Origin of the sequence: Streptomyces sp. NPDC050085 (assembly GCF_044460595.1) — a bacterium.
Lineage (GTDB): Bacteria > Actinomycetota > Actinomycetes > Streptomycetales > Streptomycetaceae > Streptomyces.
In genome coordinates this window covers 147109-172903 of sequence record NZ_JBITJZ010000011.1, presented here as the reverse complement: position 1 = coordinate 172903, position 25795 = coordinate 147109, and the positions used below count along the sequence as shown (strand labels likewise).

At 72.0% G+C, this 25795-nt stretch carries 22 protein-coding genes; 14 read left to right on the top strand and 8 right to left on the bottom strand.

From position 1 onward, the window contains the following. Positions 1-66 precede the first annotated feature (66 nt). Entirely contained in the window at positions 67-693 is a 627-nt protein-coding gene (locus ACIBUY_RS32525; protein WP_399154515.1) for a transglycosylase family protein, read from the top strand. Here the strand turns inward: ACIBUY_RS32525 and ACIBUY_RS32520 are convergent. The 3 genes from ACIBUY_RS32520 to ACIBUY_RS32510 are packed head-to-tail and all read right to left on the bottom strand — an operon-like array spanning position 635 to position 4626. Continuing rightward, positions 635-1327: an ATP-binding cassette domain-containing protein gene (locus ACIBUY_RS32520; protein ID WP_399154514.1), complete on the bottom strand. Its 693-nt coding sequence runs from the start codon at positions 1325-1327 to the stop codon at positions 635-637. The two genes, ACIBUY_RS32525 and ACIBUY_RS32520, sit on opposite strands and share 59 nt — an antisense overlap. Beyond that, positions 1324-4125 (bottom strand): ATP-binding cassette domain-containing protein, encoded by a 2802-nt coding sequence (locus tag ACIBUY_RS32515; protein WP_399154513.1) that lies wholly within the window; start codon positions 4123-4125, stop codon positions 1324-1326. Before ACIBUY_RS32515 ends, ACIBUY_RS32520 begins: the two co-directional genes overlap by 4 nt. A 3-nt stretch (positions 4126-4128) precedes the next feature. Continuing rightward, the gene (locus ACIBUY_RS32510) at positions 4129-4626 is read right to left on the bottom strand and encodes a hypothetical protein (RefSeq protein WP_365567055.1); all 498 of its coding nucleotides are present in this window, start codon (positions 4624-4626) and stop codon (positions 4129-4131) included. A 135-nt stretch (positions 4627-4761) separates the two neighbouring features. Here ACIBUY_RS32510 and ACIBUY_RS32505 point away from each other — a divergent pair, with 135 nt between their 5' ends. From ACIBUY_RS32505 to ACIBUY_RS32490, 4 genes are all read left to right on the top strand, one after another. After that, entirely contained in the window at positions 4762-5319 is a 558-nt protein-coding gene (locus ACIBUY_RS32505) for a hypothetical protein (protein ID WP_399154512.1), read from the top strand. After that, positions 5294-6592 (top strand): ABC transporter substrate-binding protein, encoded by a 1299-nt coding sequence (locus tag ACIBUY_RS32500; protein WP_399154511.1) that lies wholly within the window; start codon positions 5294-5296, stop codon positions 6590-6592. The genes ACIBUY_RS32505 and ACIBUY_RS32500 overlap by 26 nt, the downstream gene beginning before the upstream one ends. A gap of 208 nt (positions 6593-6800) precedes the next feature. Then, entirely contained in the window at positions 6801-8066 is a 1266-nt protein-coding gene (locus ACIBUY_RS32495; RefSeq protein ID WP_399154510.1) for a glycosyltransferase family 4 protein, read from the top strand. Next, positions 8063-8899: a hypothetical protein gene (locus ACIBUY_RS32490; RefSeq protein ID WP_365567059.1), complete on the top strand. Its 837-nt coding sequence runs from the start codon at positions 8063-8065 to the stop codon at positions 8897-8899. The genes ACIBUY_RS32495 and ACIBUY_RS32490 overlap by 4 nt, the downstream gene beginning before the upstream one ends. Here the strand turns inward: ACIBUY_RS32490 and ctaD are convergent, their stop codons facing one another. Then, entirely contained in the window at positions 8900-10597 is a 1698-nt protein-coding gene (gene ctaD, locus ACIBUY_RS32485; protein WP_399154509.1) for a cytochrome c oxidase subunit I, read from the bottom strand. A 424-nt stretch (positions 10598-11021) separates the two neighbouring features. Between ctaD and ACIBUY_RS32480 the strand changes: the two genes are divergently transcribed. Continuing rightward, the gene (locus ACIBUY_RS32480) at positions 11022-11237 is read left to right on the top strand and encodes an I78 family peptidase inhibitor (protein ID WP_365567061.1); all 216 of its coding nucleotides are present in this window, start codon (positions 11022-11024) and stop codon (positions 11235-11237) included. Positions 11238-11355: 118 nt separating this feature from the next. Here the strand turns inward: ACIBUY_RS32480 and ACIBUY_RS32475 are convergent, their stop codons facing one another. Both ACIBUY_RS32475 and ACIBUY_RS32470 read right to left on the bottom strand, forming a co-directional pair. Next, on the bottom strand, positions 11356-12360 hold the full coding sequence (locus ACIBUY_RS32475; protein WP_365567062.1) for a phosphatase PAP2 family protein: 1005 nt from the start codon (positions 12358-12360) through the stop codon (positions 11356-11358). 235 nt (positions 12361-12595) lie between these two features. Further along, positions 12596-13729 (bottom strand): hypothetical protein, encoded by a 1134-nt coding sequence (locus tag ACIBUY_RS32470; protein ID WP_399154508.1) that lies wholly within the window; start codon positions 13727-13729, stop codon positions 12596-12598. 248 nt (positions 13730-13977) lie between these two features. On the opposite strand from ACIBUY_RS32470, the gene ACIBUY_RS32465 reads away from it, so the two are divergent. Beyond that, complete coding sequence (locus tag ACIBUY_RS32465) at positions 13978-15591, top strand: MFS transporter (protein ID WP_365567064.1); 1614 nt, start codon at positions 13978-13980, stop codon at positions 15589-15591. An 84-nt stretch (positions 15592-15675) separates the two neighbouring features. On the opposite strand, the gene ACIBUY_RS32460 is transcribed toward ACIBUY_RS32465, so the two are convergent. Beyond that, positions 15676-16113, bottom strand: a complete 438-nt coding sequence (locus ACIBUY_RS32460) for a cell division protein SepF (protein WP_365567065.1) — start codon at positions 16111-16113, stop codon at positions 15676-15678. A gap of 365 nt (positions 16114-16478) precedes the next feature. Between ACIBUY_RS32460 and ACIBUY_RS32455 the strand changes: the two genes are divergently transcribed. The 5 genes from ACIBUY_RS32455 to ACIBUY_RS32435 all read left to right on the top strand — a co-directional run bounded on the left by ACIBUY_RS32455 (position 16479) and on the right by ACIBUY_RS32435 (position 21659). Continuing rightward, positions 16479-17798 carry a DUF5685 family protein gene (locus ACIBUY_RS32455; protein WP_399154507.1) on the top strand — a complete coding sequence of 440 codons (1320 nt, stop codon included), beginning with the start codon at positions 16479-16481 and terminating at the stop codon, positions 17796-17798. A gap of 193 nt (positions 17799-17991) precedes the next feature. Further along, positions 17992-20298, top strand: coding sequence for a nitrate- and nitrite sensing domain-containing protein (locus tag ACIBUY_RS32450; RefSeq protein WP_399154506.1), 2307 nt, complete (start codon positions 17992-17994; stop codon positions 20296-20298). Next, positions 20295-20723, top strand: coding sequence for a roadblock/LC7 domain-containing protein (locus tag ACIBUY_RS32445; RefSeq protein WP_111666118.1), 429 nt, complete (start codon positions 20295-20297; stop codon positions 20721-20723). The genes ACIBUY_RS32450 and ACIBUY_RS32445 overlap by 4 nt, the downstream gene beginning before the upstream one ends. After that, positions 20720-21079 (top strand): DUF742 domain-containing protein, encoded by a 360-nt coding sequence (locus tag ACIBUY_RS32440; protein WP_365567068.1) that lies wholly within the window; start codon positions 20720-20722, stop codon positions 21077-21079. Before ACIBUY_RS32445 ends, ACIBUY_RS32440 begins: the two co-directional genes overlap by 4 nt. Next, complete coding sequence (locus tag ACIBUY_RS32435; RefSeq protein ID WP_365567069.1) at positions 21063-21659, top strand: ATP/GTP-binding protein; 597 nt, start codon at positions 21063-21065, stop codon at positions 21657-21659. Before ACIBUY_RS32440 ends, ACIBUY_RS32435 begins: the two co-directional genes overlap by 17 nt. Before the next feature lie 72 nt (positions 21660-21731). On the opposite strand, the gene ACIBUY_RS32430 is transcribed toward ACIBUY_RS32435, so the two are convergent. After that, a complete protein-coding gene (locus ACIBUY_RS32430; RefSeq protein WP_399154505.1) occupies positions 21732-22673 on the bottom strand; it encodes an ABC transporter substrate-binding protein in 942 nt (313 codons plus the stop codon). A 475-nt stretch (positions 22674-23148) separates the two neighbouring features. On the opposite strand from ACIBUY_RS32430, the gene ACIBUY_RS32425 reads away from it, so the two are divergent. Both ACIBUY_RS32425 and ACIBUY_RS32420 read left to right on the top strand, forming a co-directional pair. Further along, positions 23149-23997 carry an amino acid ABC transporter permease gene (locus ACIBUY_RS32425; protein WP_399154504.1) on the top strand — a complete coding sequence of 283 codons (849 nt, stop codon included), beginning with the start codon at positions 23149-23151 and terminating at the stop codon, positions 23995-23997. Continuing rightward, positions 23994-25784 (top strand): FAD/NAD(P)-binding protein, encoded by a 1791-nt coding sequence (locus tag ACIBUY_RS32420; RefSeq protein ID WP_399154503.1) that lies wholly within the window; start codon positions 23994-23996, stop codon positions 25782-25784. The genes ACIBUY_RS32425 and ACIBUY_RS32420 overlap by 4 nt, the downstream gene beginning before the upstream one ends. The last annotated feature ends 11 nt before the right edge of the window (positions 25785-25795 follow it).

Sequence of the window (25795 nt, the reverse complement as noted above, 5' to 3'; positions counted from 1 at the left end):
GTGGGGCCGCGGGCGGCGCGGCGCGGCACCGGAGGCGGCCCTGTCCCCGCTGCTTAGCGTGACGCGATGCACCTGATGCCTACGATGCCGACGATGCACCGCTGGGCGGCGGCCCTTCTGGGCGTGCTGCTCGCCCTGATCCTGGCGCCGACAGCCGCGTCCGCCTCTGCCTCTGCCTCTGCCTCCGTCTCTGTCTCTGTCTCTGTCTCTGCGTCTGCCGAACCCTATGACTGTGCCCGTGAGCAATGGCCGTGGTCCTGCCTCGCCCAGTGCGAGAGCAGCGGCGACTGGCAGGAGAACACCGGCAACACCTTCTACGGCGGGCTCCAGTTCTGGCAGCCCACCTGGGAGGAGCACGGCGGCCTCGCGTACGCGCCGCGCGCCGATCTGGCCACCAGGGAGGAGCAGATCGAGGTCGCCGAGGAAGTGCTGCGGGACCAGGGCTGGCGCGCCTGGCCCGTGTGCTCGAGGGCGTACCGGCTCGACGGGCGCATCCATGTGGTGCAGCGCGGCGAGACGCTGGCCTCGATCGCCGCCCGCTTCAAGGTGAAGGGCGGCTGGCAGGCGCTCTACAAGGCCAACCGCCAGATGGTCGGCCCGCACCCGGACCGGCTGAACGTCGGGACGATGCTGCTCATCCCGGAGAGGGCCCGCGCGGTCCCGGCCGGGGTGTCTCGCTCGCTTCACCGCTGAACACGACGGATCCGCGCCGCAGTTCGTGCACCACCACTGCCGCCCCGCCCGCGCCGACCGCGCGCAGGCCGGGCGGCAGTCGCTGTTCGGCGAGGACGACGCAGGCGTCCAGGCCGCGCAACAGGGCGTAGGTGCGGGCGGCCACGTGGGGGGCCATGCCCTGGGCGGGTTCGTCCACGAGGACGGTGCGGGCGCGGGAGAGGAGGGCGCGGGACACGGCCAGCATGCGCTGTTCGCCGCCGGAGAGGGTGCCGGCGCGGCGGGGGAGGAGGGGGCGCAGTTCGGGGTACGCGTCGAGCGCGAAGGTGAAGTCGCCGTCGGGTGCGGCCAGTTGAAGGTTCTCGGCGACGGTCATGCCCGCGAAGACGGCCTGCCGGTCGGGGACGAAGCAGAGTCCGGCGGCCGCGCGGGCGTGTGCCGTGTGCCGGGTGATGTCGGCGCCGTCCCGCAGAACGGACCCGGCGCTGAGCGCGACGGTGCCCGCGAGGGCGCGCAGGGCGGTGGTCCGGCCGGAGCCGTTGCGGCCCAGCAGTACGGTGACCGTCCCGGCGGGCGCGGCCAGGGTGATGCCGTGCAGGGCCTCCAGGGGGCCGTAGCGGACGCGGGCGTCGCGGAGTTCCATGCCGTGCCTCATGGGGCGTCCAGGCTGTCAGGGGGCCGGGCCAGGGCCGTGCGGGGCGGGCCCGAGGTGACGATGCGGCCCGCTGTCATCACGTGCACCGTGTCCGCCAGGTCCGTCACCAGGTCCAGGTCGTGCTCGACGACGAACAGGGCCGTGCCGTCGGCGGCCAGCGTCTTCAACAGCCGTGCCAGGTCCGCGACTTCGGCCTCGTCCAGGCCCGCGGCCGGCTCGTCCAGAAGCAGGGCGTGCGGTCGGCCCGCCAGGGCGCGGGCGAGTTCGACCCGGCGCAGGGCCCCGGTGGGCAGGTCGGCGGTGAGCGCGTCGCCCCGCAGGCCGAACAGGGCCAGCAGGCGCCCGGTGACGGCCGGATCGCGGACTCGGCCCTGCTCGGCGCCGACGCGAATGTTCTCGGCGACGGTCAACGACGGGAAGACGACGAGCTGTTGGAAGGTCCGCGCCACCCCGAGCCGCGTCCGGGCGTGCGCGGGCAGCCCGGTGACGTCCCGCCCCCCGAACCGCACCCGCCCGCCACCGGGCCGCAACGTCCCCGCCAGACAGTGGAACAGGGTGCTCTTGCCCGCCCCGTTGGGCCCGACGACGGCGGTGATCCGCCCGCCGGGAACCGTGATGTCGACGCCGTCGAGGACGCGGCGGCCGTTGAAGGTGACGGTGAGGCCGGTCGCGGAGAGGGAGGGGGGTGAGGGGGCGGTGACCGGCCGGTACTCATGCGGCTCGTGCGACCTGTCCGGCTCGTGCGACCTGTCTGGCTCGTGCGGCTCGTGCGGCTCGTGCGGTTCGTGCGGCTCGTGTGACCCGAGCGGCCCGTGCGGCCCGTGCGACCCGTCCGGCCCGCCCGCGCCGGACCTGGACCTCGGCGCGCGCCGCCCCTCAAGCGGCTGCTTCCCGTCCGAACCCCCCGCCTCCGACCCCGGCGCACGCCGCCCTCCAAGCGCCTGCCATCCGTCCGAACCCCCCGCCCGCGCCTCCGCCCCCGCCCCCAACACACCCCGCACCCCAACCCCCCGCACAGTCAACCGCCGTCGCCCCCGGCCCCGTACGGACGGGAGTCGGCCCGTCGTCACCGCCAGCAGGCCCACCAGTCCTGCCGCCACCCCGCCCGTGGTGCCCGCGTCCAGGCCCACCAGGAGGGCCGCGCCCGCGAGTGCGCCCAGTGGGCTGTCCGCGCCCAGGACCACGATCGCCGCGAACCACAGCAGGCCTCGCACCGGGTCGTACGCCCCGGGGTCGAACGAGCGCAGGGCGAACGCCAGCAGGCCGCCGCCGAGCGCCGCCAGGCCCGCGCCCACCACGAACACCGCCACCTTCAGCGCGGGCACCGGCACCCCGGCCGCCGACGCCCCCGCCTCGTGGTCCCGGACCGCGGCCAGCGCACGGCCCACCCGGCCCCGGCGCAACGCCCGTACGAGGATCAACGCGCCGGTGAGCAGGGCGAGTTCGAGGACGTAGAACGCCCGGTCCGAGCCGAAGCCGGCCGGTCGACCGGGCGCCAGGCCCGTGGCCGCGTACGGCTGCGCGAACACGAACCGGCTCACCCCGACCCCGACCGCGAAGGTGGCCAGGGCGAGCGCGAGCCCGTGCCGGCTGATCGCGGGGACGGCCGTCAGCAGTCCCAGGGGAGCGACCAGGAGCATCGAGATCAACAGGGCTGTCAGGGCCGGGAGTTGAGGGACCCCGGGGAAGCGTCCCAGGGTCAGGAGCGTCGCGAAGAGCGCCCCAAGGCCCGCGAACGCGCCCTGGCCGAGCGCGAGTTGCCCCGCCCGGCCCGTCACCACGACCAACGACAGCAGGATCAGGGCCAGCGCCGGGACCTGGATCGACGTGTGCAGGTCCGAGCCCGCGAAGCCCAGCGGGAGCAGGAACAGCACCGCCGTGACCAGCCAGGCCCCCGGAGGTGCAGGGACCACCCGGCGCGTCACCGCACGCGGCAGCGCGTCCCGCCCGCCGATCCCCGGCAGGGCGAGCGCGGCGACGAGCAGCGCCACCACGAACAGGTTCGCGCCGACCGCCTGCAGCAGCGGCTGCACCCGGCCGTCGGGGTGCAGCCGCGTCAACTGGCTCTGCGCCACGCCGATCGCCAGGGCCACGAGCACCGCCACCGAGAGCAGCCGCATCCGCGCCGCGACCGCCACCGCCACGACCTCCATCACGAGCAGCGGCAGGCCGTACGGGTCGAGGCGTACGTAGGGCGCGAGCAGCACGCCCGTCAGGCCCGCGGTGAACGCGCCGAACGCCCAGCCCACCGCCGCGACCCGGTCCGCGTCGATGCCGCCGAGGACCGCGAGCGACCGGTTGTCGACGACCGCCCGCAGCTCGCCCCCGAACCGCGTCCAGCGCGTCACCGCCCACACCGCCACCGCGAGCGCGCAGGCCACCGCCAACTGCCCCCAGGGATCGGCTGAGATGAGCGTCGGCGCGTCCTCCTGTGCGCCGGTTCCCCACGCCATCGCCGCCGCACCGACCAGCAGCACGAAGACGCCGATCGACGCGACGAGGGTGCGCGCCGGGTCGGTCCCGGCCTTCGCGAGCGGCCTGAACACCAGGCGTTCCAGGGCGAGTCCGAGCGCCGGGGCGACGACCAGGAGGACCAGCGCCGCACCCGCCCACAGCGGCCAGGACCACACGACCACGAACTGGCGCAACAGATAGGCGCAGAGCATCGCCAGCGCGCCGTGCGCGAAGTTCAGGACACCCGTCGCGCGGTACGTGACGATGAGCCCGACCCCGCTGAGCGCCGCCGCCGCGCCCACCGAAAGACCCGCCAGCGTGAGGTCGTACGTCAGTGACGACACGCCTCAACTCCCCGCGGGCGGCTCGCAGATGGGGCACGGGTCGAGCCCGGCGGCCGCGACGGCCCCCGCGTCGGCGGGCACCGCCTCCGGCTTCCCCTCGACGAGCGGGCAGTCCGCGCGGTGCCGCAGCGTCCCACCGGGGACCATCAGCAGTGCCTCGGCGGTCGCGAGCGGGAGAGCGGCCTCGGCCCGCTCCGGCGGCTCGACGGCGACCAGAAGCTCGTACAACTCCTCCACGCGGGAGCTCGCGAGGGTGCTCCTGCCGTACGTGAGCAGGATCGCGCCCACGACGATCAGGGCCGCGCCGGGCACCGTGCACGAGGCGAGATAGGGAAGTTGGCGCTCGGCGAAGCGCTCGCCGGACATCCCGTACCAGCCGACCACGCACAGCACCGCGCCCGCGGCGAGAGCGGCGAGGCCCGCCCATAGGGCGGGGTGCACGGTGCGCAGCCGCGAGATCCGGGCGGACCGGGCAGACCGGGCAGTTCTGGCAGTCCGCATCGGTGACCCCCACGTCGTGACGTCCTGCGTGCGTCTGGTCTTGTCGGCCGATCGCTTGCACTATGCCTTCTGCAGGCCAACCCTGAAAGCTCCGGGCGCAGTTGGGGCCCGGACCGACACCCGGTGGTGAGCCAGATGGTTCGTGCGCGCACGATCAGGCCGGCCCGCGGACGCGGCAGGGCACTCGCCCTCGCCGTCGCGGCCCTGGCGCTCGGACCGGCCCTGGCCGCGTGCGACGACAGCGGCGGCAACGAGAGCAACCCGCCCACCCCCTCGACGCAGCGGCCCACGTCGCAGCAGCCCTCCTCGTCGGCGCCCGCGCAGACCGCACCCGCGGACAGGGCCGCGGCGGAGAAGGAGATCAAGGCGAACTGGAAGAAGTTCTTCGACCCGGCCGTGCCGCTCAAGGAGAAGCAGAACGTCCTCGAGAACGGCGACAAGATGCGCCAGGTGCTCGACAGCTTCAACGGCGACAAGCGGGGCGGCCAGGTGCAGGCGAACGTCGACAAGGTCGCCTTCACCTCGGCGACCGGCGCCGACGTGACGTACTCGCTGGCGCTGAAGGGAGCCACGGTGCTGCCCGGCGCGAAGGGCACCTCGGTCGAACAGGACGGCACCTGGAAGGTCTCCGTCAAGACCCTGTGCGCGCTGGTGCAGTTGAGCGGGAATGCGTCGCCGGGCCCGGGCTGCTGAGGCACTCGCGGCCGGGTTCGCCCTGCTCCTGCTCACGGCCTGCGGGTCACGCCTGCCCGAGAGCGACTTCCAGGACCGGTCCGCCTCCCGTACGCCGGTGAACGCGGCGGCCCCGATCCGCGTCGGGATCATCACCAGCGCCACCAGCCCCGTCGGCGGCGCCACGTTCACCGACACCCGCGACGGCGCACAGGCGTACTTCCGGAACCTGAACGCCGAAGGCGGCATCCAGGGACGGCCGGTCGAGGTGCACCTCTGTGACGACGGCGGCAGCGGCGTCGGCAACAACGAGTGCGTGCACAAACTGATCGACGAGGAGAAGGTCACCGCCCTGGTGGCCACCACGTCCCTGGACTACGCGGGCGCGGGCCTCGTCTCCCGCGCGCGCGTGCCCGACATCGGCGGCCAGCCGATCGGCGCCGCCTACGACACCTACCCGCACCTGTACGGGATCTACGGCAGCCTCGCACCCCGCGACGGCACGCCCGGCTGGCACGGCAAGCTGTACGGCGGCACCGAGGTCTACCGCTACTTCAAGCGGGAGCAGGGCGCGCGGACCGCCGCCGTCGTCTCGTACAACCAGGCCGCGTCCGCCGCGTACGCACGCCTGGTGACCCGCGGCCTGCGGGCCGAGGGCTACGAGGTGATCACCGAGCAGGTCGACTTCGCCCTGCCCAACTTCCGTGCCGCGGCTGCCGACGTGAAGGACCAGGGCGTCGACCTCGTCTTCGACGCCATCGACGCGCACGGCAACGCACAGCTGTGCAGGGCCATGGACCAGGTCGGGGCCCGCGTCACCGCGAAGGTCACGAACGTACAGAACTGGACGTCGTCCGTGGCCGCCGACTACAAGGACGCGCCGCACTGCCGCGCGTCCCTGTGGGCGACCGGAGCCAGCCGCAACTTCGAGGACACCGGGCACCCCGCCGTGCGTGCCTTCCGCGACGCGACGAAGGGGCTGGAGACGCACTCGCAGTGGCAACTTGAAGGCTGGGCCGCCGCGATGTGGTTCACGGACGCCGCACGCTCCTGCCTGCGCGACGGGGGCGACGCCACGCGCGCGTGCGTCGACCGCTTCATGAACCGCCAGACTCCGTACACCGCCGACGGGCTGCTGCTCCCGGTGACCTACCGCGCGCTCCCCGAGCCCCCGGCGACCCACAGGACGTGCCTGTCGGTCGCGCGGTGGACGGACGGCACGGGCTGGGTCACTCAGAACGGTGACATGAACCGGACCTGCTTTGACGTGCCGCAACTGTCCTACCAGCCGTGATCTGCCCTTGAGGGACGAAATGGCGTAGTGGTTCCTGAAATTGACTACCAATAGGGCAACCGTTTCGGAACAAGATGATGATGAAGGACAACCCTCGCGAGGACATCTCCGTCTAACCCCCAAGGCAGGGGAGCACCCGGACCGTTCGGACACCAGGACCGTTCGGACCCCCGGGGCGGCTGCGAGGGACGGCTGAATACGGGGACGCATGCACATTTCTTTCCTGATTCACAACGCGTACGGGATCGGAGGCACGATCCGCACCACGTACAACCTCGCCGACACCCTGGCCCAGCAGCACGACGTGGAGGTCGTCTCCGTCTTCCGCCACCGTGACGAGCCCGTCTTCACGCCCGACCCGCGCGTCCGGCTGCGCCACCTCGTCGACCTGCGCAAGGGCACGCCCGGCTACGAGGGCGACGACCCCGAACACCGGGCGCCCGCCGCGGTCTTCCCCGGCAGCGAAGGGCGCTTCGAGCAGTACAGCGCGCTCACCGACCGGCGCATCGCCGCGCACCTGGCCTCCGTCGAGGCGGACGTGGTCGTCGGCACCCGGCCGGGGCTCAACGTGCACCTCGCCCGGCAGACCCGGCGCGGACCGCTGCGCGTCGGCCAGGAGCACCTCACGCTCGGCACGCACCCGGCCGCACTGCGCCGGGCGCTGCGCGCGGCCTACCCGCGCCTGGACGCGCTCACCACGACCACCGAGGCCGACGCCCGCGCCTACCGCGAGCGGATGCGGCTGCCCGGCGTCCGCATCGAGGCCATGCCCAACTCCGTGCCCGCGCCCGGCATCGCGCCCGCCGACGGCTCGGGCAAGTGGGTCGTCGCGGCCGGCAGGCTCGCGCCCGTGAAGCGCTACGACCTGCTCGTCAGGGCCTTCGACCAGGTGCGCGCCGAGCGGCCCGACTGGCGGCTGCGCATCTACGGCTCGGGCGTACAGAAGGACAAGCTTCGCCGTCTCATCGGCCAACTCGGCCTGTACAACCACGTGTTCCTCATGGGGCCCGCCCACCCCATCGAACCGGAGTGGGCGAAAGGTTCCATCGCGGCCGTCACCTCGACCTTCGAGTCGTTCGGCATGACGATCGTCGAGGCGATGCGCAGCGGCCTGCCGGTCGTCTCCACCGACTGCCCGCACGGCCCCCGCGAGATCATCGACGACGGCACGGACGGCCGCCTGGTCGAGACCGGCAGCGTCGGCGCGATCTCCGCCGGGCTGCTCGGCCTCATCAACGACGACGACCTGCGCGCGCGGATGGCGGCCCGCGCCCTCGACCGCTCCGCGCGCTTCGACCCCGCGCGGATCGCCCAGCGCTACGAGGACCTCTTCGGCTCGCTCACCGGACGCGGCGGCTCCGTCGGCCTGCTGCACCGGGCGCGCGGCTCCGTGACCGGGGGCCTGCACGCCGTGCGCGCCGCCCTCACCTCCCCGTTCCCGCCTCCGTCCCGGGGAAAGGGGCGCACCGCATGAGCACCACCACCCTTCCACCGCAGGCCACGCCCGACGACAGGACTGCCCGAATGGCACCAAGAGCCGACTGCATCGCCGACTCCGCCGGCGGACTCACCTTCGACGTCTGCGACCGCGACCACGGGACGTCGGGCCCCGCCCACCTCGTCCTGGTCCGCCGGGCCGACGGCGAGGAGGTGCGGCTACCGCTGTCCCCGGCCGGGGACGGACACCTGCGCGCCTCGCTGCCGATCGGCGTCGGCCTGCCCGAGGGCCGCTGGGACGCGTACGCGCAGGTAGCGGGGGAGGAGCCGGTGCGTCTCGTGCCGGGGGTGAACGATCTGCGCTCCCTGCTGGACCGGGCCCCCAGCGGATCACGCGGCCATGTGGCCGTCCGCATCCCGTACGCGACCAAGAACGGCAACCTCAGCGTACGGAGCTGGCTGCGGGCGCCGCACGCGGAGGCCGGTGAACTGCTCGTCACGGACGCCGAGTTGACCGTGCACGGGCGTGTGTACGGCACCGCGTTCACCGCCAAGGCCCACGCGGAGATACGCTCCCGCGTGGCACGCGGACTGGTGCTGCGCGGTGAACTGACCGTGGACGGAGTTCAGTTCACGCTGCGGATCGGGTACGACGAGCTGTCCGAGGGGCGCTGGGACCTGTGGCTGCGGCCCGGCGGTGAGGACGGGCCCGAGGTGCGCCTGGCCCGGATCCTCGACGACGTCGCCGACAAGAAGCCGATCTTCACGTATCCGGCCGCTCAAGTGACGGTCTCCGGACGGCAGTTGTCGGCCGAGCCGTACTACACGCTGGACAACGACCTGTCCGTGCACGTCACGCCGGGCGGCTGATCAGGGGGCGCCCTCGATCTTGTCCGGTGCCTGCTGGGGCCGGTCCTCGAACGCCGCGAACTCCGGGTGGTGCAGGTCGAACGCGGGCGACTCCGAGCGGATCCTCGGCAGCGTCGTGAAGTTGTGCCGGGGCGGCGGGCACGACGTCGCCCACTCCAGGGAGCGGCCGAAGCCCCACGGGTCGTCGACCTCGACCTTCGCCCCGTACTTGGCCGTCTTCCAGATGTTGTAGAGGAACGGCAGCGTCGAGATGCCGACGAGGAACGCGCCGATGGACGACAGGGTGTTGAGCGCCGTGAAGCCGTCCGCCGCCAGATAGTCCGCGTACCGGCGCGGCATGCCCTCGGCGCCCAGCCAGTGCTGCACCAGGAACGTCGTGTGGAAGCCGACGAACAGCGTCCAGAAGTGGATCTTCCCGAGCCGTTCGTCGAGCATCTTCCCCGTCAGCTTCGGCCACCAGAAGTAGAAGCCGGCGAACGTCGCGAAGGCGACCGTGCCGAAGACCACGTAGTGGAAGTGCGCCACGACGAAGTACGTGTCCGAGACGTGGAAGTCCATCGGCGGCGAGGCGAGGATGACGCCGGTCAGACCGCCGAACAGGAACGTGACGAGGAAGCCGACCGACCACAGCATCGGCGTCTCGAAGGAGAGCGAGCCCTTCAGCATCGTGCCCGTCCAGTTGAAGAACTTCACCCCGGTCGGGACGGCGATGAGGAAGGACATGAAGGAGAAGAACGGGAGCAGCACCCCGCCCGTCACGAACATGTGGTGCGCCCACACGACCACCGACAGACCGGTGATCGCCATCGTCGCGCCGACCAGCATCGTGTAGCCCCAGATCGGCTTGCGGCTGAAGACCGGCAGGATCTCGCTGATGATCCCGAAGAACGGCAGCGCGATGATGTAGACCTCGGGATGCCCGAAGAACCAGAAGAGGTGCTGCCACAGCAGCGCACCGCCGAACTGGGCCTCGAAGACCACGGAGCCGAACCGCCGGTCCGCCTCCAGGACCAGCAGCGCCGCCGCGAGGACCGGGAACGCGAGCAGCACGAGGATCGACGTGAACAGCGTGTTCCACGTGAAGATCGGCATCCGGAACATCGTCATGCCGGGCGCCCGCATCCCGATGATCGTCGTCAGGAAGTTCACCGAGCCGAGGATCGTGCCGAACCCGGACAGCGCGAGCCCCATGATCCACATGTCGGCGCCGATGCCGGGGGAGCGGGTCAGGCTGTTGAGGGGCGCGTACGCGAACCAGCCGAAGTCCGCGGCCCCGCCCGGCACCACGAGCGAGCCGAGCACGATCAGACCGCCGAAGAGGAACAGCCAGTACGAGAGCATGTTCAGCCGCGGGAACGCGACGTCCGGCGAGCCGATCTGCAGCGGCATGATCTCGTTGGCGAACCCGGCGAACGTGGGCGTCGCGAAGAGCAGCAGCATGATCGTGCCGTGCATCGTGAAGAGCTGGTTGTACTCCTCGTTCGAGAGGATCTGCAGTCCGGGGCGGGCGAGTTCGGCCCGCATCAGCAGCGCCATCACACCGCCGACCAGGAAGAAGCCGAACGCGGTGATCAGATAGAGATGGCCGATCTTCTTGTGGTCGGTGGTGGTCAGCCAGTCCACGATCACCCTGCCGGGCTGCCGCTCCCGTGGCGGCTGAACCGCCGCGGGCCCGGCCTGCACCCCGGTCGTTCCCATGCTTGCCCCCTCGCTGCTCGCGCGCCCCGGGCCTGCTCCGAACTCCCGCCATGATGCTCGCGTTGCCCCCGCGGCGACAGGGGGCGTACGCCTCTTTGTGGCATGGACAGGCAATTCCCGGACGTTCTCAACTCGCCCGTCGTGCCACCGGATTCGGAATGCGCGGAGAATTGGGCGGGGCCGCTCCGGTAAAGGAGAGGGGCCCGTCCCGGTATATGCGCGAGGGGATCCGGAATTTCCCGCTCTGGGCCGGGAAGAGGGCACGTAAGAAGTGCGTAAGAAGTAAGGAACCGCCCGATCGTGTGAGGAAGTTCGACAGAAACCGCTGTCGTGATCTTGTGACGAAAGCGTGACCGTACGAGACCGGGGCGGGCCCGCGCCGACGGGCCTGGCGTCGCTCGCACACACGGCCTACGGTGGCCGTATGGCACCCATTCCGACCCCGCCCACGGACCCCCAGGACAGCACTGACGCCTACGTCGGACTCGACGCGGAGCAGGCCGAGCAGCAGGCCCGCGGCCGCGGCTGGTCGAGCGTCAGGCAGTTGCCGCCGGGGGCGATCATCACCATGGAGTACCGCGCGGGCCGGCTGAACTTCGAGGTCACGAGCGGCCGGGTGACGCGCTGCTGGAAGGGCTGACCGCCCCTGGAGCGTGCGAAGGCCCCCGCAACCGTGAGGTTCCGGGGGCCTTCGTCGTGCGGGCTGGTTGTGCGTACCGTGCCCGCTGTCCGTGTTGTTCGAGGTTGTTCGAGGGGACCTAGAGCGTCCTGGCCGACGGCGCGGTGCGCGGGACTCTCTCGGTCGTGGGGCGGCGGCTGCCGGCCGGGGTGACCGGGGTGCGCTCGCCGCGCGGCGTGTACGGAGGCGTCGACAGGCGCGCCGAGCGGGAGACGCCGACGGGCTCGCGGGCCCGGACGCCGTCGTCCGCGGGCACCGGGGTGCGCGGCGGGACCATCGCCGGGGTCGGGACCGGTGTCGGCCGGGACACCGGAACACCGGAGCGGCGGTTGCGCCAGTGGGTGCGCAGCGCGAAGACGAGGGCCTCGACGCGGGCGACCAGCGGCTCGCACCAGGGCAGCGCCAGGAGGATCAGCAGGCCGGCGGCCCAGCCGAGAAGGACGTCGCTCAGCCAGTGCGTACCGAGGTAGACGGTGGTCAGGCCGACGCTCAGGGAGATGACGGCGGAGACCGCGGACAGCCAGCGGCGGGCGCGCGGCGTGGAGGCGAGGTAGGCGAGGATGCCCCAGGTCACCACCGCGTTCGCGGTGTGCCCCGAGGGGAATATGTCGCCGCCCTGCCACATCTCGTTCGAGCCGATGACGGTCGCGTAGTGCGGTCCGGCCCGGCCCATGCCGAGCTTCGCGGCGCCGACCGTCACGTTGAGCAGGAGGAGCGCGGTGCCGAACATCAGCAGGGGGCGCAGCGTGTGCTGACGCCACGAGCGCCAGCCGAGCCAGGCCATCACCATGACGGCGGTGGGGCCGCGCTGGCCGAGGACCACCCAGTAGTCGAGGAAGGCGTGGATCTGCGGCCACTGCTGGTACGGCCGGAAGAACATGACCTGCCAGTCCACCTGGACCAGCCACGACGTGGTCAGGACCGCGACGACGATGGCGAGGTAGAAGGACAGGGTGAGCCCGAAGAGCACGACGCGGTGCCGACTCATCCTGGGCATGTCCAGGTTGGTCGGCCGTTCGGGCTCGCGGTCGAGCCGGGCGAAGACCCGCTCGAGGCGGCGGGTCAGGTTTCGTTCGGTACGCACCCAATCGACGCTACAGCGGGCGCGCGGCGGACCTGGACGAAACAGAGGCTTTGTGATGACGATGTGATGTGGGATTGATCTCAGGAAGCCATGTATTCCCGGGATCGAAGTGAGTTCCGGGGGAAGTCCCTGTGAATTCGCTGATCGTTTTAGAGCCGCCGTTATGGCCTGCTTATGAATGCGTTCACCGCTTCCTGGCACGGAATTCTCCGTCCGCTCATCGGCGCCGCGGGGGTCACGGCGGGCCCGATCCGTTCAGCCAGAACGCCCCGTAGACGGCCGAGGCCGCCGCGAGCCCGCCGAGCAGCCACGTCGCCCTGCCGGTCCGCCACCGGGCCAGCGCCACCGCGATCGGCAGCAGCAGCGGGAACGCGGGCAGCAGCAGCCGCGGCTTCGACCCGAAGTACCCCGAAGCGCACAGGGCAAGCGCGACGACGATGCCCGTGTAGACGAGCAACGGCACCGGCTGGTGCTGCCGCACCCCCGTCACGTACAGCCAGACGACCAGGGCGACCCCGACGATCAGCCCGATCCCGGCGAGCGTGCCCAGCGGTGACGTGAACTTGTCGCCGATGAACCGCGCGAACGCGGCGCCCCCGTCGAACCCGTTGCCCCACTGCCCCTGCACGTCGAGATAGCCGAAGAGGCCGCCGCCGGTGCGGTGTCCGACCCACAGCACGTACGCCGCCGCGCCCACGGGGGCGAGCAGCACGCCGAGGACGAGACGCCAGGGCGCACGCCGCTCGCGGGCGATCCACAGGGCGGCCGCCACCCACACCGCCGCGACGGCGGCCGCACCGACCGGCCGGGTCAGCCCCGCGAGGGAGGCCAACAACCCTGCCGTCACCCAGTGTTGCTGGACGACCGCATACAGTGCCCACGCTGCGAGCGCGGCGAACAGGGCCTCGCTGTACGCCATCGACGCGACGATCCCGACCGGCAGGGCGCCCCACAGGACGGCCAGGCACACTCCGGCGCGACGGCCGTACAGCCGGTCACCGACGGCGAAGATCCCCCAGGCTGCGGCGAGCGACGCGAGCCAGCTGACGACCATGCCCGCATCCGCGTACGACAGCGGACTGACGGCCGAGACGAGCCGTTCCAGCCACGGCAGCAGCGGGAAGAACGCGAGGTTCGAGTGGACGCTGCCGTCGGGCAGCGTCACCGACCAGCCGTACCCCTGCCCGGCGACCCGCGTGTACCAGAGCGAGTCCCAGCGCGCGGTCAGCAGCGTGTGCGGGCTCTTGCCGGTGGCCGCGCACCACAGGGCGAGGGCGAGCAGGCCGAGGGCGCGTACCCCGGCGTAGCCGAGCAGGGCCGGTGCCGCCCGGCGCAGCGAGGGCCGGTCTTGTTGATCCACATCGTTCACGGCCCCGATTATCGATGCCGGACTCACCCGGTCCGTGCGCCACCCCCGCCCCGCGAGTGGCGCACGCCACACGGCCGTGAAGCTTCCGTGAGAGGTCTGCCACGTGTCACTGGCCTGAACTCGCGTACGCTGACGGCTCACTCGCCCTTCGCCGCGGGGCCGGGAGAACGCTCCTCCCGACCGAAGACCGCGGGGCCATCCCCAGCCCCCGGATCCGCCGAACGCGAGGACCACTGGGAGGTACGCACATGTCCGGGACGAGCACGGCCACCGGACGCCTGCGCCGACGGGCGGCCGCCGCCATAGGGGCCCGCACGAACCGCTGGGTCGTCCTCGTCGTCCTGTGCACGAGCCTGCTCCTGGTCGCACTCGACTCGACCATCCTGTACGTCGCCCTGCCCTCGGTCACCGAGGACCTGAAGCCCACCTCGGTCGAGCTGCTGTGGATCGGCGACGCGTATCCGCTGGTGTGCGCCTCCCTCCTGATCCTGTTCGGGACGCTGGGCGACCGGGTCGGCCGGCGCAGGATCCTGCTCCTCGGCTACGCCCTGTTCGGCATGGCCTCCGCGCTCGCCGTGTTCTCCGACACCGCCCAAGTCCTCATCGCCGCACGGGCCCTGCTCGGCATCGGCGGCGCGATGATCATGCCCGCGACGCTGTCGATCCTGCGGGACGTCTTCCCCGACCGGCGCGAGCGGGCCGTCGCCATCGGCGTGTGGACCGCGGTCGCCGCGATCGGCGCCGCCACCGGACCCGTCCTCGGCGGCTTCCTCGTCGAGCACTTCTGGTGGGGCTCCGTCTTCCTCATCAACATCCCGCTGATGGCGGTCATGCTCCCGCTGTGCCGGGTCCTCGTGCCCGAGTCGAAGGGCCGGGCCGACGGGCCGTGGGACCTGTTCGGCGCGCTGCTCGCGGCGCTCGGCGTGCTCGGTGTCGTGTACGGCATCAAGGAGCTGGGCATCGAGCGCGACCTGTTCGACGCGGGCGCGGTGCTGCCGTTCCTGGTGGGACTCGCGCTGCTCGGCCTCTTCGTGCGCCGTCAGCGGCGGCGCACGCATCCCCTCATCGACATGCGGCTGTTCTCGCGGGCCGCGTTCTCCACCTCGGTCGGCTGCATCGTGATCGCGATGCTGGCGCTGGTGGGCCTCGAGCTGATCGCCGTGCAGTACCTGCAACTGGTGCTCGGCCTCAGCCCGCTGGAGACCGGCCTGCGGATGCTGCCGCTGACCTTCGCGGCGATGGTCGCGGGCGTCCTCGGCTCGGCGAACCTGCGCCGGTTCGGGCCGCGCGCGATGGTCAGCTGCGGCTTCGCGCTCACCGCCTGCGCCGTCCTCCTGCTCTGCCTGATGGGCGAGCACGACCGGCCGTGGCTGCTGAGCGCCGGATTCATACTGCTCGGATTCGGCTTCCAGACCACGCTGTTCGGTGCCTACGAGTCGATGCTCACCGAGGCGCCGGCCGACGACGCGGGCGGCGCGGCCGCCATCGGCGAGACCTCGTACCAACTGGGCGCGGGCATGGGCATCGCGCTGCTCGGCTCCGTGATGAACGCGGCGTACGCGCCCGGCCTGACGCACGTCACCGGGGTGTCGGGGACGACGAGCGGCGCCGCCGGGCACTCGCTGGGGGAGGCGTATCAGATCGCCGCCCAGCTCGGGGGCGGCGCGGGGGACGCCCTGCGGCACGCGGCGCGGGGCGCCTTCGTGCACGGACTGCACGTGACGCTGGTGGTCAGTGCGGGGCTGCTGTTCCTCGGGGCGCTGGCGGCGCTGCGGCTGCCCCGGCGCATGGAGTGCGAGGCGCCGCCGGTCGAGGTGGCGGCGCCGCGGCGCCCGTCCCGGGCGGAGTCGTCGGTCGTCTGACCGTCCGGTGGGGGGTGCGCCCGGCCTTCGGCCGGACGTGCTCACCCTCCACCCCGCCCGTGACCCTCCCGGGCAGGGCCCGCGTCAGCTCTGGTTGAAGAAGCCGTCCGGCTGGACCTGGCCCTCGCGGCCCGACACGATCTGCGTGTCCGCGGGGGTCAGCAGGAAGACCCGGTTGGCGACCCGGTCGATCGAACCGCGCAGGCCGAAGATGAGCCCCGCCGCGAAGTCGACGACGCGCTTGGCGTCGGTGGGCTCCATGGCCGTGAGGTTCATGATGACCGGGACGCCGTCCCGGAACATCTCTCCGATCCGCCGCGCGTCCCGGAAGCTGTCCGGGGTCACGGTGCCGATGCGGCGGCCCTTCTCCTCGGCCTCCTCAGCGGCAACCTTCACGCGCGGGTCCGTCACCCAGGCGTCACCGGGCTCGGGCCCCTCGGCGTAGTCGTCGTCGTAGTAACGCTCGTCATCGTTGTCGTCGACGAGGCCAAGCCAGGCACTCGCCTTGCGCACCGATCCCATGGACGCCTCCTCTCACAGCGGTTCCTCTGCGTTCCGCATGTCCTGCTCCCCAATGTTCATCCATGATGCGGATCCGGCGCCAAGTGGATAGTCGCCGCGCGGGGTTTTCGTGACGGTACTGGTGCACAGTCAACACGGTGTTGCCCCGGAGTTCCCAAGGGCTGTACGGGGTACGGCTGCTGACAGTGAGTGAAATATGATTCTTCACGGCGTATGGGTGACATGCGGTGCGTACGGGTGAACGAGGGGGCGCGGGGGCGGCTCGATACGATGCCGTCGTCCTCGGCCCGTCCTCGATCCACGCCGTATTGACGCGGCGTGTCGGCTTGTTGACGGACCGTCATTCGGCGTACGGGGGAGTCGCCTTGTTCGGAATCGTCCGGCCCTGCAGCCATCGGCTCGGCGAGGGGTTGAAGACCCAGTGGATGGCTCATCTGTGCGGGCTCTGTCTGGCGTTGCGCGGTGACCACGGGCAGTTCGCGCGGGTCGTCACGAACTACGACGGCTTGCTGGTCTCGGTTCTGACGGAGGCTCAGGCCGAGCGGACCGCGGCCGGCGGGTGGCGCAGACAGGCCGGTCCCTGCCCGCTGCGCGGAATGCGCACCGCGTCCGTCGCGCAGGGCGAGGGCGCACGGCTCGCGGCCGCCGTCTCGCTGGTGCTCGCCTCGGCGAAGGTCCGCGACCATGTCGACGACCGCGACGGCCTGTTCGCGCGCAGGCCGGTGGCCGCCGCCGCGCGGAAGGTCGCCGCGAGCTGGGGCCGGGCCGGGGCCCGTACCGGATCCGACGTCGGGTTCGACACGGCCGTGCTGCTCGATGCTGTCGAGCGGCAGGCCGGGATCGAGGCGCTCGCCGGTCCCGGCACCTCCGTGCTGACCGTGACCGAGCCGACGGAGACCGCGACCGGCGCCGCGTTCGCGCACACCGCGCTGCTCGCCGGGCGGCCGCACAACGCCGAGCCGCTCGCCGAGGCGGGCCGGTTGTTCGGGCGGCTCGCGCACCTCCTCGACGCCGTGGAGGACCGGGGCGCCGATGCCGCCGCCGGGGCCTGGAACCCGCTGACCGCGACCGGGACCCCGCTCGTCGAGGCGCGGCGCCTGGCCGACGACGCCGTGCACGGCATCAGGCTCGCGCTGCGCGAGGTCGACTTCGTGGACGGCAGGCTCGCGCATCTGCTGCTCGCGCACGAGCTGGGCCGGTCGGTGGACCGGGCGTTCGGCACCGGCACCTGCGCCACCGGGCACGGCCCGCACTCCGGGGCGGCGTCCACGCCCCAGCAGGGCGGCGGGCAGGACGGCTGGGTGCCGACGGGGGCGCCGGGCAGCCCGTACGCGCCGACCGGCGCGGGAGCGTACACCTCCAACAACCCCTATGGCGGCGGCAGTTCAGGCGGACCCGGTGGCCCTGGTGGCCCTGGTGGTCCGGGCGGCCCCGGTGGTCCCGGTGGGTTCGGGGGCGGGCCGTCCTTCCAGCCGCCCAAGCCGGGCAAGCGCGGGTTCCTCGCCGGGTGCGCGGTCGCGATCGGGCTCTGCTGCACCTGCAGGGTGTGCTGCGCGGAGGAGTTCGAGGGGCCCTGGTCGCGGAAGAAGCGCGAGGGCGCCTGCCACGTCTGTGGTGACGGCGGTGACTGTTGCAACGTGTGCGAGTGCTGTGAATGCTGCTCGTGCTGCGACTGCGGGCTGTGAGGCGCTGGCCCCGTATACGAAGCCGTCGCGGCCGGACCGGTCGGGGGCAGCCACCTGCGGGCCCGTGAGGAAGCGGTTTCCGGGACGTAAAACAAACACATGATCCGGTGACCGGGGCCGGAGAGGAGTCGTTGGCCGGGCGCAGATGCACCGTTTCTGCCCCGCCAACTCGCCCTCTCCATAAGGCACTTCAGTGGACCTCGTATCGTCTCTCACAGCCAGGACGCCTCTCGCGTCCAAACCCAGAACCATCCGTACGCGGCTGCTGCGCATCCTCGGACTCGCGCTCGCCGTCCTGCTCGCCCTGCTCGGCGTCTTCGCGGTCGAGCAGATCTCCGGCTATCGCAACGCCTCCGCGACCGCCGCCAACGCCCGCCTCGAGATCACGCTCCAAGGGCTCGTCCACGAGCTGCAGAAGGAGCGCGGTCTCAGCACCGGATACGTCGGCGGCGTACGGCAGTTCCGCGCCAAGCTGCCCGCGCAGCGCAAGGCCACCGACGCCGCGCGCAGCGCACTCGACGCCGCCCTCGCCGGGCGCGACGACGCGGCCGCGGGCTCCGTGCGCGAGTCGCTCGGGCGGCTCGCCGGGCTCGCCGGCATCCGCCGCAGCGCGGACGACGGCACCGGCCAGGTGAAGGCCACCTTCGACTACTTCACCACCACCATCACCGTGCTCGACCGGCTCGGCCTCGGCCTCGACGACGTGCACGACGGACGGCTGCGCGACGCCTACCAGACCCTCCAAGTCCTCGGCAACGCCAAGGAGTTCATGGGTGAGGAGCGGGCCATCGTGCTCGGCTCCGTGCGCGCCGGGCACTTCCGCGGCGACGACTACAGCCGCTTCATGGAGATCCGCTCGGGCCGGCTCGCCGCGCTCGACGCCTTCCCGCGCACCGCGGCCGACGCACAGCAGCGCCGCCTCGACGCGGCCCTCGCCACGCCCGACGCCCAGCGGGCCCTCGCCTACGAGGCGACCGCGGTACGCGGCACGGGACGGCTCAGTGCCCGCGAGGTCGCGCCGATGGCCTGGTGGGACGCGATGACGTCGACCATCAACGGGCTGCGGGACGTCCAGGTCTCCATCGGCACCGACGTCGAGAACCGGGCCGCGGAGCTCGAAAGCGCCGCCCAGCGCGACCTGTTGCTCTTCGTGCTCCTCGCGCTCGCCGTCGTGGCCGCCCTCGCCGCCCTCGCCTACGACTGCGTGCGGTCCGTCTCCGTGCCGCTCAGCGGGCTCGCCCAGGAGGCACGCGAGGTCGCGGGGGCCCGGCTTCCGCAGGCCGTCGCCGCGGTCCAGGCGGCCGAGGGACAGGTGCCCGCGCCGCCCGCGCCGCTCGCGCTCGACGGGCGGGCCGGGGCCGAGGTCAGGGACGTCGCCGAAGCGTTCGACCGGGTGCAGCGCGCCGCGTTCGACCTCGCCACCGAGCAGGCCGTGCTGCGGCGCAACACCACCGAGTCGCTGGTCAGCCTCGGCCGCCGCAACCAGAACCTGGTACGCCGTCAGATCGGCTTCATCAACAAGCTGGAGCACGAGGACGCCGACCCGGACACCCTCGCCAACCTCTTCGAACTCGACCACCTGGCCACCCGTATGCGCCGCAACGCCGAATCGCTGCTCGTCCTCGCCGGGGAATCGAGCCCGCGCACCTGGTCGACGCCGCTGTCCGTCAACGACGTACTGCGCGCCTCCCTGTCGGAGGTCGAGGAGTACCGCCGCGTCACCCTGCGGCGCGTCGAACCCGCCCACGTCAGCGGGTCCGTCGTCGCCGAACTCGCCCACCTGCTCGCCGAATTGGTGGAGAACGCGCTGAGCTTCTCGCCGCCGGACTCCGACGTGGAGGTCGAGGGGCGGCGCACCAGCGCCGGGTACCTCATCGCCATCGTCGACCACGGGCTCGGCATGGACACCCAGGCCCTCGCCGAGGCCAACGTACGACTGTCGGGCAACGCCAGCTTCATGGCCGAACCCACCAAGTTCCTCGGCCACTTCGTGGTCGGCGCACTCGCCCGCAAGTGCGCCATCGAGGTGCGACTCGGCGAGGCCCCGGCCGCTGGGGTTGTCGCCCGCGTGCTCGTACCGGCCACGCTGCTCACCGAGCCGGCCGCAGCCGCTGTGGAGCCGGGCGGGGCCCGCGCCACGGCCGGGGAGGAGCCCGCCAAGCTGCCCGCGCCGCGCAAGGAGCCCGCGCCGCTCGCCGCGGCCAAGGCCGAGCCCAAGGGGCGGGCCGCCGCCACGGCGTCGTCGTCCGCGGCCCGCACCCGCAACGGACTGGTCAAGCGCCCGCAGCGCAGCGGCATCGCGAAGGCCGTGCACGAGGCCGACGCACCCAAGCGGCCCGTCCCCGAAGGGCCCGCCGTCGAGCGCAGCCCCGAGGACGTGTCCGGGATGCTGTCCGGGCTGCGCAGTGCGCACATGCGCGGGGCCATCAGCGTGGAGAAGGAACGGGCCGTGGCCGATGGCGGCAAGGGCAAGAGCAGCGAAGGGCAGGGCGACAAGTGACCACCGTCGACACGCGGGGCGACTCGCAGACCTTCAACTGGCTGCTCGCCAACTTCGTCCGCAACACGGACGGCGTGCGCGACGCCGTCGCCGTCTCCTCGGACGGGCTCCTGATCGCCGTGTCGGAAGGGCTCGGGCGGACCGAGGCCGACCACCTGGCCGCCATCGTGTCCGGGCTCTCCAGCCTCGCGCGCAGCGCCTCCAAGCGGTACAGCTTCGACGGCGTCAAGCTCATCATGATCGAGATGGGGCGCGGCTTCCTGCTCGTCTCGGCGATCAGGGACGGCTCCTGCCTCGGGGTGCTCGCCGACAGCAGCGGTGAACTCGGCCTCGTGGGCTACGAGATGGCCGTCCTCGCCGAGCGCGCGGGCGATCTGCTCACCCCCACGCTCATCGCCGATCTACGGGAGACGCTGCCGCGATGAGTGCGTCGTCGCAAGGGCCGGAGGACGCCGCGGACACCCAGTTCGTACGTCCCTTCATCATCACCGGTGGGCGTGCCCTGCCCGCGCAGGCCGATCTGCGTCTGGAGACCCTCGTCGTCGCGCTCGACGCGGCGGAGGGGGCCGCGCCGCTCGCCTTCGAGCACCAGCGGATCGTGACGCTCTGTCAAGAACCCACCACTGTCGCCCAGATCGCGGAGGCGGTGGGGGTGCCGCTCGGCGTCGCCAAGGTGCTCGTCGCCGATCTCGTCGTCGGCGGCCGGCTGTCGTGCTCGCAACCCGCGGAGCTGCCGCTCCACACCCTCGAAAGGATCAGGGACCATGTCAGGGCGCTCTGAACGCCTCGCGCCGCTGGCCGTGAAGATCGTGGTCAGCGGTGGGCTCGGCGTCGGCAAGACCACGTTCATCGGAGCGGTCTCGGAGATCGAGCCGCTCGACACCGAGGCCGCGATCACCCAGGTCTCGGTCGGGGTCGACTCCCTCGACGGGGTCGAGGGCAAGACGACCACGACCGTCGCGCTCGACTTCGGGCGGATCACGCTCGACCCGACGCTCGCGCTGTACCTCTTCGGCACGCCGGGGCAGGACCGCTTCTCGTTCCTCTGGGACGACCTGGTCGAGGGGGCCCTCGGGACCGTGGTCCTGGTGGACACGCGGCGGATCGAGGACTGCTTCCCCGCGCTCGACTACTTCGAGTCGCAGGGGGCGCCGTTCGTGCTCGCCGTGAACCGGTTCGACGGGGCGGCGCGGTTCGAACTCGGTGAGATCCGGGAGGCGTTGGGGATCGGGGACGAGGTGCCGGTCATCGAGTGCGACGCGCGGACGCGGGGCTCCGTGCGGGATGTGCTCGGGGCGTTGATGGACCAGGTCATCGGGGTTCGTACGCGGGGGCGGCGGGCACCGGCGCTGTCCCGGTGACCCGGGGTGCCCCCGCCCCGCTCCTTCCTCCGGCGGGGTCGGGGGCACCGTGCCTCCAGGAGAGACGCGACCTCAGTCCTTGATCTCCGGCGGGGAGATCCGCGACGTGGTGATCGCCGAGGGCGTCGTGCCCCACTTGGCCAGGATCTTCTGGTACGTGCCGTCGGCGATCAGCTTGTTCACCGCCGCCTGGAAGGCAGGCGCGAGCGGCGTGCCCTTCTTGAAGGCGAAGCCGACGTCCAGGCGGTGGAACTCGTTGAGGAACTTCAGGCCCTCCTGCTGGGAGACCGCGAACCGCAGGCCGTTGATCGTGCTCATCACCACGTCGGAGCGGCCCTGCTGGAGCGAGGACCAGACGGCGCTCTGCTCGGAGTACGTCTTGACGTCGTACGCCTTCTTGCCCGCCTTCTCGCACAGGCTCTTGTTCTCCTCCAGCGTCGCCTCGAACGTCGTGCCCGCGCCGGTCGCCACGTTCAGACCGCACAGCTGCGTGAGGTCGGTGACCTTCTTCAGGTCGCTGTCCTTGCGGACGGCGAAGCCCTGGCCGTCGTTGATGTAGGTGACGAAGTCGATGGTCTTCCGGCGCTCGTTCGTGACGCCGAAGTTGCCCGTGCCCAGGTCGTACTTGCCGCTGTCGAGGGCCGGCAGGATCGCCTCGAAGCTCGCGACCTCCCGGTCGAGCTTGATGCCGAGGACCTTGCCGACGGCGTTCGCGAAGTCGATGTCCTGCCCGACGACGGTCTTCCCGTCCGGCAGGTACGTCGAGCCCGGCGGATTGCCGCCGACGCTCACCGCGATCCTGAGGCTGCCGCTCTTGCGTACGTCCGCGGGCAGCAGCTTCGCCGCGGCGGGGTCCTTCGCGACGGCGGACACCACGTCGGTCGTCGGGATCTTGGCGTTCTTGGCGGCGGCGGGCGCCGCGTCGCTCGTGCCGTCCCCGGAGCCGCAGGCGGTCAGGCCCAGGGCGGCGACGGTGATCAGCGCGAACGTGGAGGTCAGAGTGGTGGTGCGCATGGCGAGGAGTACTGCCCTTCGATGACAGTTCAGCGGTGGGTGAGGCGACGCGGTGAGGGGAGGGCGCAGCAGGGTGAAGGCGCGAGTGGGTATGCGGCAGGGACCGATACCGGGGCGCGGAAAAGGAGGCACAGGCCACAAAGGCCGGGCAGAGAAGAGAGGGTGACGCGCGCAGAAGGCGTCAGAAGGGCATCAACAAGACGCGGACCACACTCGACCGAAGTCGATGTGGGAGCGCGTGACCAGCCACTGCTGCGGATGCATGGGCACAAGTGGAACAGGCATCCGTTTCGGCGTCAACTCACTTGAGACGTACGGCTCACAGTGTGGACAGCCCCCCGAGTCGCCCTTGAGACGCCCTTGACAGACGACGCGAACCGCCGCGTACTCTCGGTGCGGTACCGCTGCTGAGGGGCTCCGGTACCAGGTGTGAAGGCAAGACCGTGCCGCACGTCCGGCACCACGGAGCCTTCCCATGTCCTCAGAGACCCTCGCCAAACTCTCCTCCCCGGCGCCACCCGCCGACGCCGCCGTGCCGCGCATCGTGCCGCAGCGCCGCATCGGCCAGTGGATCGCCGCGGCCGTCGTCCTCGGCCTGCTCGGCCTCGCCGTGAACTCGGTGCTGCGCAACGACGCGTTCCAGTGGGACGTCGTCGTCGAGTACTTCACGACCTCGTCCGTGCTGCGCGGACTCGGCCTCACCCTGTGGCTGACCGCACTCGTCATGGCCCTCGGCTTCGCCATCGGCACCCTGCTCGCCGTGATGCGGCTGTCCGCCAACCCCGTGCTGCGCGCGGTGAGTTGGGGGTACGTGTGGCTGTTCCGTTCGATGCCGATCCTGGTCCAGCTGCTGTTCTGGTTCAACATCGGCGCCCTCTACCCGAAGGTCCTCGGCGTCAAGACCGTCGACCTGTTCGGGCCCGTCACCGTCGCCATCATCGGGCTCACCCTGCACGAGGCCGCGTACGCCGCCGAAGTGGTGCGCGGCGGCATCCTCTCCGTCGACCGCGGCCAGATCGAGGCCGCGCAGGCGCTCGGGCTCAGCCGCCTGCGGCGCTGGCGCCGCATCGTGCTGCCGCAGGCCATGCGCTCCATCGTGCCGCCGGCCGGGAACATGCTGATCGGCACCCTCAAGGGCACCTCCATCGTCAGCATCATCGCCGTCCAGGACCTGCTGTACTCGGTGCAGCTCGTCTACCACCGCACGTACCAGGTCATCCCGCTGCTGCTCGTCGCCACCATCTGGTACATCGTCGTCACCTCGCTGCTCAGCGTCGGCCAGTACTACATCGAGCGGCACTACGCGCGCGGGACCGGCCGATGAGTGCCGGGCGACAGTCCCTCGTCATCGTGGGGGCCGGGCCGCGCGGTACCGGGGTGCTCGAGCGGATCGGCGCCAACGCCCCGGAAGGCGGTGGGCGGTTGGACCTCGACATTCACCTCGTCGACCCGTACCCGCCGGGCGGCGGGCGCATCTGGCGGCGCGAGCAGTCGCCGCTGCTGTGGATGAACTCGCAGGCCCAGGACGTCACGATGTTCACCGACGACACCGTGCAGCTGGACGGGCCCGTGCGCCCTGGACCCTCGCTGCACGAGTGGGCGGGCCTCGACGGGCGGACCTTCGCCGACCGGCAGCGGCAGGGCGGCTATCTGCGCTGGGTGTACGAGAAGGCCGTGGCCCAGTTGCCCGCGGGCGTCGTCGTCCACCATCACGCGCGCCGCGCCGTACGGCTCGCCGGACCCCGGCACGGTCGCCAGCAGGTCTGGCTCGAAGGGCGTCCGAGGCCCCTGCTCGCCGACGCCGTCGTCCTGGCCCAGGGGCATCTCGACGCCGAACCCGACGACGAGCAGCGGGAGTTGAGCGCGTACGCCGCACGGCACGGGCTCGTGCACCTGCCGCCCGACTTCACCGCCGACTCCGACCTGAGCGCGCTCGCGCCCGGCCAGGACGTCCTCGTGCGCGGCTTCGGACTCGCCTTCGTCGACCTGATGGTGCTGCTGACGGAGGGGCGGGGCGGCCGGTACGAGGGGGACACCTATGTGCCCTCGGGACGAGAGCCCGTCCTGCACGTCGGGTCGCGGCGCGGCGTGCCCTACCACGCGAAGATCGGCTACGACTGGGACGCGGCGGCGGGGGAGCGGCCGCCGCTGCCGCGCTTCCTCGGGCCCGCGCAGATCGACGAACTCCTCGCCCGGGACGGCGGGTTCGACTTCCACGCCGATGTGTGGCCGCTCGTCGACAAGGAGCTCGGCCATGCCCACTACCACCGCCTGTTCACCGCGCACCCCGAGCGCACCACCGTCGCCTGGACCGACTTCGAGGAGAAGTACGCCGCCGCCGACCCGCTGAGCGCCGAACTCCAGGCGCTCGTGGCCTCCGCCGTGCCCGACCCGGCCGACCGGCTCGACCTGACCGCCCTCGACCACCCGCTCGACGGTGTACGGCACACGTCGTACGAGGAACTGCAGGGCGGCCTGCGCGCGTACATCGAGGACGATCTGGCACGCCGTCACAACCCGGACCACAGCCCCGACCTGGCCGTCTTCCTCGGGCTGCTCTCCGTGTACGGACAGCTCGTGCGGCTCGGCGACGTCGGTACCTGGTGGCACGGCTTCTTCTCCTATCTGGCGTCCGGGCCGCCCGGGCCGCGACTTCGCCAGCTGCTCGCGCTGTCCCGCGCCGGCGTCGTGAAGTTCGTCGGCGCCGACATGCGGGTCACCGCCGAGGACGGAGTCTTCCGCGCCGCCGGTGCCACCGTGCCGGGCCACGTCGTGGAGGCCCGGGCCCTGGTCGAGGCCCGGCTGCCGGGGCCCACCCTCGCCCGCACCCGCGACCGGCTGCTGCGCGCGCTGTACGAGGACGGGGCCGCCTCAACTCCCGCCGGACTGCTGGTCGTCGACCCCGCCGACGGCCGCATCAAGCACCGGGACGGCAGCGTCCACCCGCGGCGCTTCGCCCTCGGCCCGGCCACCAACGCGCGCGGCGCCGGGGCCTTCACCCGGCCGCGCACCAACAGCCCGTCGCTGCGGCAGAACGACGCCACCGCACGCGCCGTCCTCGCGTTCCTGCGCGACCTCTCCTGTCGCGCCACCGCCACCACCGCCGCGTAACGCCCCTGCCC

Bases quoted from the DNA above. Each gene is read 5' to 3' on its own strand.
- ACIBUY_RS32525 (WP_399154515.1), top strand. From the start codon at position 67: ATGCACCTGATGCCTACGATGCCGACGATGCACCGCTGGGCGGCGGCC.
- ACIBUY_RS32520 (WP_399154514.1), bottom strand. From the start codon at position 1,327: ATGAGGCACGGCATGGAACTCCGCGACGCCCGCGTCCGCTACGGCCCC.
- ACIBUY_RS32510 (WP_365567055.1), bottom strand. From the start codon at position 4,626: ATGCGGACTGCCAGAACTGCCCGGTCTGCCCGGTCCGCCCGGATCTCG.
- ACIBUY_RS32505 (WP_399154512.1), top strand. From the start codon at position 4,762: ATGGTTCGTGCGCGCACGATCAGGCCGGCCCGCGGACGCGGCAGGGCA.
- ACIBUY_RS32500 (WP_399154511.1), top strand. From the start codon at position 5,294: ATGCGTCGCCGGGCCCGGGCTGCTGAGGCACTCGCGGCCGGGTTCGCC.
- ACIBUY_RS32495 (WP_399154510.1), top strand. From the start codon at position 6,801: ATGCACATTTCTTTCCTGATTCACAACGCGTACGGGATCGGAGGCACG.
- ACIBUY_RS32490 (WP_365567059.1), top strand. From the start codon at position 8,063: ATGAGCACCACCACCCTTCCACCGCAGGCCACGCCCGACGACAGGACT.
- ctaD (WP_399154509.1), bottom strand. From the start codon at position 10,597: ATGGGAACGACCGGGGTGCAGGCCGGGCCCGCGGCGGTTCAGCCGCCA.
- ACIBUY_RS32480 (WP_365567061.1), top strand. From the start codon at position 11,022: ATGGCACCCATTCCGACCCCGCCCACGGACCCCCAGGACAGCACTGAC.
- ACIBUY_RS32465 (WP_365567064.1), top strand. From the start codon at position 13,978: ATGTCCGGGACGAGCACGGCCACCGGACGCCTGCGCCGACGGGCGGCC.
- ACIBUY_RS32460 (WP_365567065.1), bottom strand. From the start codon at position 16,113: ATGGGATCGGTGCGCAAGGCGAGTGCCTGGCTTGGCCTCGTCGACGAC.
- ACIBUY_RS32440 (WP_365567068.1), top strand. From the start codon at position 20,720: ATGAGTGCGTCGTCGCAAGGGCCGGAGGACGCCGCGGACACCCAGTTC.
- ACIBUY_RS32435 (WP_365567069.1), top strand. From the start codon at position 21,063: ATGTCAGGGCGCTCTGAACGCCTCGCGCCGCTGGCCGTGAAGATCGTG.
- ACIBUY_RS32430 (WP_399154505.1), bottom strand. From the start codon at position 22,673: ATGCGCACCACCACTCTGACCTCCACGTTCGCGCTGATCACCGTCGCC.
- ACIBUY_RS32425 (WP_399154504.1), top strand. From the start codon at position 23,149: ATGTCCTCAGAGACCCTCGCCAAACTCTCCTCCCCGGCGCCACCCGCC.
- ACIBUY_RS32420 (WP_399154503.1), top strand. From the start codon at position 23,994: ATGAGTGCCGGGCGACAGTCCCTCGTCATCGTGGGGGCCGGGCCGCGC.